At 64.0% G+C, this 7,947-nt stretch carries 5 protein-coding genes and 1 pseudogene; all 6 read right to left on the bottom strand.

What is annotated here, in order from left to right:
• Window positions 1-234 precede the first annotated feature (234 nt).
• Window positions 235-411 (bottom strand): annotated as a pseudogene (locus tag AC30NL_RS00340) (IS4 family transposase); the annotation flags it as partial.
• Between the two features lie 302 nt (window positions 412-713).
• Window positions 714-1,361, bottom strand: a complete 648-nt coding sequence (locus AC30NL_RS00335) for a hypothetical protein (RefSeq protein WP_489462024.1) — start codon at window positions 1,359-1,361, stop codon at window positions 714-716.
• 6 nt (window positions 1,362-1,367) lie between these two features.
• Complete coding sequence (locus tag AC30NL_RS00330) at window positions 1,368-2,324, bottom strand: RICIN domain-containing protein (RefSeq protein ID WP_489462023.1); 957 nt, start codon at window positions 2,322-2,324, stop codon at window positions 1,368-1,370.
• Between the two features lie 583 nt (window positions 2,325-2,907).
• A complete protein-coding gene (locus tag AC30NL_RS00325) occupies window positions 2,908-5,127 on the bottom strand; it encodes a ShET2/EspL2 family type III secretion system effector toxin (RefSeq protein ID WP_489462022.1) in 2,220 nt (739 codons plus the stop codon).
• Between the two features lie 215 nt (window positions 5,128-5,342).
• Window positions 5,343-5,597 (bottom strand): hypothetical protein, encoded by a 255-nt coding sequence (locus tag AC30NL_RS00320; protein ID WP_489462021.1) that lies wholly within the window; start codon window positions 5,595-5,597, stop codon window positions 5,343-5,345.
• A gap of 561 nt (window positions 5,598-6,158) precedes the next feature.
• Entirely contained in the window at window positions 6,159-7,097 is a 939-nt protein-coding gene (locus AC30NL_RS00315; RefSeq protein WP_489462020.1) for an alpha/beta hydrolase family protein, read from the bottom strand.
• Window positions 7,098-7,947 lie beyond the last annotated feature (850 nt).

Below are 7,947 nucleotides of genomic sequence, written 5' to 3'. Positions count from 1 at the left end.
TGCGCACGCTCCTTGCACGGGAACCGGGAGATCTCCAGTCTGACCGTCGGCGGCTGTACCAGCCGACGGCCCGCATCGGGAAGGCGAGGAGCCGAATCCGACGATTGCCTTCTGATGGCGCCATTGCGGCAGTCATCGGCTGCTCGCTACCCCGTGAATAGGTACGTTCGCACAGCATCTCGATGTCGAAACGCATGCGCGGTACCACGCGCTGGCTCAGCGACTGATCGTTCGTTTGCGCGCGCGGCGAATCAGCACTGCCGCCAAGTCGGACCAGATGCCCCAATCACGCGATTCGTTGGCATCGGCCAGCGTCGAGCGCGTGACCGCCGAGCCAAGGCCCATGGCGCACAGCTTGCTGGCGTTGGACGAGAGGCTGGACTCAATATCGCGAAGGCTCTCTCGCCACGGTACAGCCCGTCGAACGAGTTCCTCATGTTGGCCTGCTGATCGGAAGCTTATGGCGGAACAAAGAATACGTGCCTTGCATCGCTGCAAGGCCCGTGGATATTTGCCTGGGCTTGAACCCAGGGGCCTACGGAATGACAGGCACATCCCCGACGTCACTCATGTTTGCCGGCATCCGCCTGAACGTGGATACGGGAGACGGTGGAGGAACGCAAATGCCAAAGTTCGGGTGAGCGCCAGCGATGACCTGCGGCCCCGGTTGCTCAAAAGGCCCGCAGCGCCTGGCAGGCGTGCGGGCCAGTTCTTCAACGCAGGTTCACGCCGCCCTTGCTGATGTAGTCCTTGGTCTTCCAGAACAGGTTGCCGCCATCGAACTCCGGCGAAGTCTGGTCCCAGTTGCCCGCCCCGAACAGCAGCGCGGCAACGTGCGCGTTGGCGACGTCGTTGATCCTGGAGAACAGATAGTCCACCTTGTTGTCTTTCCAGTGGTTGACGGTGTTGTTCTGCCCCCAGTTGCCTAGCGGGACCTGCCACATCACGGTCGGTTTGCCCACTATCTCGGCGAGCTTCTTGCTCCATGCCAGATAGCCCGCGAACTTCTCATCGTTCCACCAGACGTTCTTGCCCTGCGACTCGTGGTACCCCGCATCACGGTCGGAGGGGTCGGTGGTCACGAAATCGCCGTCACCCGCGCCAAGTGCCGCCATGTACCGGCCCGTCACCTCGCCGTCGCCCGGCGCCATGTAGGTCCACGGCGAGGCATGCAGGCCCACCGACACGTTCGGCGCGTACTTGCGCGCCATTGAGATCATGCAGCGGGCCACGCCTGCGGCGCTGTCCTCGTGCCAAGCGCAGTCGGTCGGGTTGGCCGCCTTCAGCTGGGCCGGCACTGCATGCGGGTCAATGTTGACAGACCGCACGAAGCCCCAGAGGTCCGGCTCGATCTGCAGCATTGCGCGCTAGTTGCCGATCGTCTGCAGCAGGAAACGCCAGTCGTTGAGGTAGCGCTTGAGAACACTGGCGTTATTCATCGCATGCGCTTCGGCGCTTCCTTCAGCGCCGGCTGCCTTCTTCATCACGTAGTACGTCAACACCGTCAGTCGTGGAGTGGATTTGTTCTCCCAAGTTGCCGTAGCGTCTTTGTTGAGGAGGTATTTCACGAACCCGCCGGGTTTCTCTGACCAGCAGCCCCACCACCCTGCCTCCTTGGCCCCCCTGGCACACATATCTTCGGGCATCGGATTGCTGGCGATGTAGGCGTAGCGTGCGTCAAAGGGCGCCGAGGCTGCGGCGGCGTCGGGCATGGTCCCGCCGATCAGCACCTTCTTGTAGCCCATGAAGTTGTTGAAAGCCAACGACTTGCAGGCGCCATCCACCGGATTGAAGTACCACTTCTGCCGCAAGGATGATTGGTCCGCGCTTTGCTGCAGCGCAGTGCCCGCCTTCGTGTCGGCGACCGTGAAAAACTTCTTCGAGAAGTTCGACATGATCTTGTGCGAACCGGTCCCATCAGGAGTGATCACCCATTGCTGGTTTGGATTCCCGGTGTAGGGCCACTGCACGATGGCACCGCCGTCAGCGTTGGAAAAGTTGTAAACGTCGAGGGATTTGCCACTGTGCACCGGACGGAGCGACCAGAGGCCGCTGCCCACGCTTTCCACGGTAAATTGCTGGGCGAAGTTGTACGGGCCGCCGAGGCTGGACCACTGAATGACGCCGACCCCGTCCGTGTTGGACCAGCCCGGTACGTCGATCTGCAGGCCGCTGCCTTCGTTGACGATGTAGTATCTTTTGCCGCTGACCGGTGTGTCGGCGCAGTTCGCGGCATTCGCCATACCCACGACGGCCATACCGGCTGAGAACATGGCAAGGGACCGCATCAAGGCGTTGCGCCGGAAATGATTTGTTTGAAGCATGAGTTCCTCGTTCCTTTTCGGTGGGGACAGTTGAACGAACGGTGATGAGAGGTCGGCCGAACTCATCGCTCGGGGACTGGCACATCAACAGCGCGGAGGTTACTTGGCCCGGATTTCAAGACTTAACCATTGCGTGACCGAACCGCGATGATTCGAAAATGCTGAAATTCGGCGAGGAGTTCCGGCAACTATGAACGCCGTGAGCCGCGCCGGCAGTCCTGAAGCGACGCCTTCTTCCACCTTGCCCAGGGAAACATCGCCGGTGGCTTGGCCCTCGCCGCCATTGCACCTTGCGTGTTCCACTGCATGATCGGTCTGCTCTGCGTGATGGGCATGCGGCTATCGGAAGCCCTCAGCCTCGAGCTTGCCGACGTCGACCTCAGGATTTGGCCCGGAATAAGTTCCGGTTTTGGGGGCGCTGGGCGGGCGCGCTGCGGCGTTGCTCCTCACTTGTGTGGCAGGCCACACAAGTGAGGAGCGCCTTGCATTGCGTCCCGCCCAGCGCCCCCAAAACCGGAACTTGTTCCGGACCAAATCCTTAGGCGCGTACGAACGGAAGAGTGCAGGCACCGACGCCGGCCGTTCACTCCACCCGGCGCCGGCGCGGCGCGTCGTCCAGCAGTCGGGCCTTGTCGTCCGGCGGCAGGTCCGACCGCATGACCGCATCGCGGAAAACGGCGACATCACAGCCCTGCGCAGTGGCCCTCTCCAGCGCGGTTCGTCCCTGAAACTCCGCACGCAGCGCCCCGATCTTCACGGGCGTCGGCAGCTCGGCCGACAGCACCGCATCCACGAATGAGCCGATGGCGGCGCTGTGTTCGCTCGCCATGGCGGGGATGAGGCACGGCTCACCGACAGGGTCCTTCGCCAGCAGAAGCTTGATCTGCATCTCGGGCGGCAGACCGGCGGCCGCAATGCTCTTCACGAATTCCCTCACCAGGCTCGGGTCGTCGCGCTGCAGGGCGACTGACAGGGCCGGCAGGCCCATCGCATTTCGTGCGGACAGCAGGCTCTCCTTCTGCTGCGAATTCAGCACGGTCGATGTTGCTACCGCCTGCATCAGCGCCCGAGCCGCGCCCAGATGGCCGCGCTCCACCCCGAATGCCAGGGCCGGCACGCCCTCGAATCGGGCTGCGAGCATTGTGGCGCATTGCTCGGACGGCAGATCGCTGCCAATGATTGCATCGATCAGCGCCTCGGTCGCTTCCGTGCAGCCGTTCCGCAGGCCGAGGGAAATGGTCGTAGACCCCTGGTGTTCCTCAGTCAGCAACCGCGCACCCAACAACTGCGCCTTAACCACCGGCTCGAACGGACAGGACTGCACGATCTCGCCAAATACCGCGACAGCTTCGGCCATGTTCTCGGCCACGGCTTGGTACAGACCAGGAGCGCCTTCGACATTCATGGCGTTCAAGAGTTCGAATCCGCCGTCGGGATCTTGGTGAGCCAGCGCCAGGATGGCCGGCTTCAGGTCTCGCAGCGACCCGCCGAAACCGCCGGTCAGCAGGTGATGGAGCACCACCCCATCCAGCGGTGGAAGCGGGCCAGCAATGCGTCGGCCGACCAGGCCACCCGGCGGTCGTGGAGGCGGGCTTGCCGCCACCCCCGCCGGGACGTCGATGGCCAGGAAGACCGTCTCCACGTCGCCGAAGTAGAGCCCGAAGGCTTGGGCATCAGCGAGAAACTGATCAAGAGAATGGGCCTCCAGGCGCCTCAGGTCATCAGTCGCAGTGCGCTTGTGAACGAGAGTGCGGCTCGGGTCGTACACCTTCACCACGTAACGCGGTGGCTGCCCCGGCACGCTCTTGATCTTGAACTCGGCGGCCATGACATGGACGCCAGACTCGATGAGCATGCGCTTGGCCGAGGCGCCCGACCGCTCCATCTCCCTGAACAGATCCGTCGCAAACCTTCCCCATTCCTTGTTGCTGCCGATGCGTACTTCCGGGGACAGATCCCGCACTCGCTCGTAGGCGTCTTCCATCGCGGCCGGAATGTTCTGCCGGATTGCCTCGGCGTTCTTCAGCGCGTCGTAGTTCGGCTTGCCGGGCGCGGCTTCGTGCTGCATCAGCCAAGCAAGTGCCAAGTGCCGGCATACGATCGGCATCTGCGGATCCCCGTCACGGCCTACGAAGTGCGCCGCCCCGTTCAGGTCGGATTGCGCCTGCCGACCGAGCTTGTGAGAGTAGTAGGGGTACTGCTTCAGATGGGCATCGAGTTCAGGGGCTCCGGGCAATGGCCGTGCGACATGAAGATCATTGTTGAGGCCGGTCAGGCTCTTCTTTGACTGCAGCCTCGCCTCGAGGTCGTCGTCGCCGTGGAGCACAAGCAGCGCTGTCAGCACGTCGTGGCGCGACGCAAAGGCGGCGGGCAGCCACGCGTCCTCCGGCCGCAAGAAAACCAAGGTTTCGGCGTCCAACAGGTGGCGCGCCAAGGGCAGGTTGAAGCAGCGCAATGCCTGCATCAGCGGCGATTCGTCTTGCGGGCCTCGAGGCGCGGCAGGCAGGAGGCGCCGGATGCGGACCGCAGCCCGCAGCAACTCATTGACCTCACCATTCGCGCTCGGGCCAACGGGGAACTTCACTTCGGTCGGATCGGCGCCGAACCTCAGCAAGAGTTGCATCCCTTTCAGATCGCCCTTGTTCGCGGCGGCTTGCAAGGCCTGCTGGTGCGGGGTAAGGCTGGCGCGAGGTGCACTGGGGCCTGCGAGGTCGGTGCCGCGCGGCGCGATCTCGTTCGAAACAGCCGAAGACGAGGGCGCGGCAGGCCTGCCGCTGACGGCGGGCTCTGCGGCAGGAGCCAATTGCGGCGTCGACCTCGGGCCAAGGGGGCTGGGAGAACGACCGGGGATATCCATGTGCACTGAAAGCGGGGAGGGAGTGTCTGATTCTCGTCGACCGCCGCGAACGAGCGTGCACGCCGGCCTCGCATCACGCCGTCGATTTGACGACTCTTGCGCTGTCGCATGATTCGTCGCTCATCGCGGCTGTTCGTACCGTAGCCGATGACTGGTACTTTTCATTCAGGATCCTTCGCGCGCGGGCGGATCAGCCCGCGACGCACCAGATGCACGATGGCATCGGCCACGTGTTCGTCGCTCAACTGCAGCATGTCGAGCAAGGCCCTGAGCGGGATCTCGCCATTGACGACCAGGAGGATGCGCCGCGCCGTGGGCTCGAGGTGCAACTCGGCGAACACGGCCTCGCGCAGGCCGGCCGGCGTGCGCTCGAAGACGCTCTCGTCGTCCAGCAGTTTCGCAAGTGACAGGGGCATGGGATGGCTTGCCAGCGGCACGGAGAAGCCATGTTAAGTCCGTCCTTCTTCGACGCAAAACGGCATACGACGCGTGCGGTTTTGCCGCGACCGCCGCGTGCCTGCTCGACGGCATGGCCGTTATCGGCAATTCAGGACTCGCGGTGGCTTGGCGGTCGTCACGTCGGCAGTGCTGGCGTTCAAGGAGCCGATCCACAGCCTGGTGGAGCGAGTCGGCGCCGAGGATTCCGCTCGCCGCCATCGGCATCGTGACAGCCGCTTTCGGCGCCTGGAACTTCCGAGCCGGGCGTGTCCCGTCCGCAGCCCGCGAACAATCTGCCGTGACGCTTGTCGGACAGTGGGCGAAGCAAGGACTGATCGTGTCCAAATGCCACGCTGTTGGCCGCAACGAGTGCAGCGCACATGGCCGGCCGCTCGTCTGGGCGATGTGCGTCGAACGCATAGCGTGGGCCATTTGGCTTCCTCGCTGTACGGCCACACGCAACTCGTTTCCCACACCTTTGAGCGACTGACGCGTACCCGGCAGACCTTGCGCGATCCGATCTGTCATGGGCCAAATCCTTACTCGCCGGCAGTGAAGCGATGCAGCGCCTTTCCATAGAGATGGCGGTTGCCGTGGTACCCCATCAACCACTCGGGCTTCGGCTGCGTGAGGTCGAGCCCGTCGGTACGTTCCAGTCCGAGGTGCAAGCGCACGAGGCCCTCTGCTTTGTAGCCGACGCCCTGCAAGCGATCCACGAGGTTCTTGCGCGGCGCGTGTGACGCATCCAACGTGATCATCAGGCCGTGCGGACGCTTGAAGTCATTGGCTTGCGGTGCACTGTCTTCCGGTGCACGTTCAACCGCGTGGCGGGCCTGCTTCTTGTTCAGCAGCATCGGGTCCAGCAGGATCAGCGTCGGTTCTTTGGGTAGCTGGACGTGGTTTTGCAGTGCTGTTGCGAACATCTGTGCGCTGCCGCCGCCCATCGACACGCCGCAAACTTGAGCCACCTCGACATCCGGTGCTGTCTTGAGCGCCTCGGCGACGAGTTGGCCCGCCTCCCGTGCCATGCGATAGACCTTCCCGATGCCGCCTTTGAGCGTCGTGCCGTTCTGCTCGCCGGCACGGTCGGGCAGACCGTCGAAATAGAAGCTGACCCGCGTCTTCTCGCGGGCAGTCGCGGGGTCCCTGACCTTCTCTTCGCGCAGCGACATGTGCGTCTTCTCCGCCAGCAACCTCAGGCGGCCCTGCTTTTCCTTCGGAAGTTGCTTCCACAGAGGGGACGCATTCAAGCAGTTATACAAATCCGTGATGCTGTAGACCGTAAATACGTCCATGTCCAAACCGCGCAGCCGGTCACGGACGGCTGCGGCCATCGCCGTGCGCGAGGCTTCGTCGCTGGACGACTCCGCGCCGGCCGACGGGGGCACGCCCAGCGCCTTGCCCAACGCCGCGAGGTCGGGCCCGGACAACGAGAAGACGTTGGCGCGAGGCGTGCGCTTCAGGTCGATCCGCGACACGGACGGCGATGATGCGCTGGTCGCCGCGGATGCCCTCGTGCGGGAGGGCATCGGGTGCACTGAGGCTGCGGAGGTGGCAAGCGGCTCTGCGGCTGTCGGTGTTGGCCCCCGCGCAGCCGCCGGGGCCTCGCGCGATCCTTCCTCGACGATCTCGATTTCGCTCCGCTCAGGCTCCAGAGCCGTCCGGCGATCGCCTTGGTCGACTGCAGACGTGTGCTGGGGGAGATCGAATGCCCCAATTACCGGACCGCTGGGCACAGAAGAACTTGCGGGTGTATCCGACAACTGTGCGGTCGACGCGCCGGCGTGCCCCCTGCTCGTGTCGACAGCCTCGCGCTCCCTTTGCAAACCTTGGCCTGGGGTGCCCCCGTGGGTCCCACTGTCGACATGATGCGGATGGTTTAGCAAGGCTCCGAGCTTCCCTTGGGCTCCAACGGGAAGTTCTGCGTCGGTCGGGTAATGCGGATGCTTGCCAAAGTCTGCGAACGTCCCGCGTGCTCCGGGGGGTAGTTCTGCACGGGGTGGGCGACTCTGTGCATCGCGAGCCGCGTCCCTGCTGGACTCCTGGCTAGGCAGGGTACTACTCGGGCGCGCAGGCAGACCTGCCGGACTTGCGAGACGCGCAGCGCTCGTCTGCGCGCGGCGCGGTGTCGAGCCGAGGATGGGCGGCAGGCAAGGCCAGCTTGGTAGACCAGGAACTTTCACGGCGACCTTTCGTATGTGGCTTGTGGCCGGGAAGCCCGGCGACACAATGGCGCAAGTATTCCTGACGGCCCCGTGCCGGCGGGTGGGCGTGCGAAACCAAGACCGCTTTCGCGAAGCTGACGGCCACGTGTGCTCAAAGCCGCAC

It is taken from the genome of Rhizobacter sp. (assembly GCA_021153565.1).
In the GTDB taxonomy this organism is placed as follows: Bacteria; Pseudomonadota; Gammaproteobacteria; order Burkholderiales; family Burkholderiaceae_C; genus Albitalea.
Note: the sequence above shows the minus strand (reverse complement) of the source record. Positions and strands in the feature narration are given on the sequence as shown.

Coding starts and splice junctions, on each gene's coding strand:
- AC30NL_RS00335 (WP_489462024.1), bottom strand. CDS start 1,361: ATGCTGCAGATCGAGCCGGACCTCTGGGGCTTCGTGCGGTCTGTCAAC.
- AC30NL_RS00330 (WP_489462023.1), bottom strand. CDS start 2,324: ATGCTTCAAACAAATCATTTCCGGCGCAACGCCTTGATGCGGTCCCTT.
- AC30NL_RS00320 (WP_489462021.1), bottom strand. CDS start 5,597: ATGCCCCTGTCACTTGCGAAACTGCTGGACGACGAGAGCGTCTTCGAG.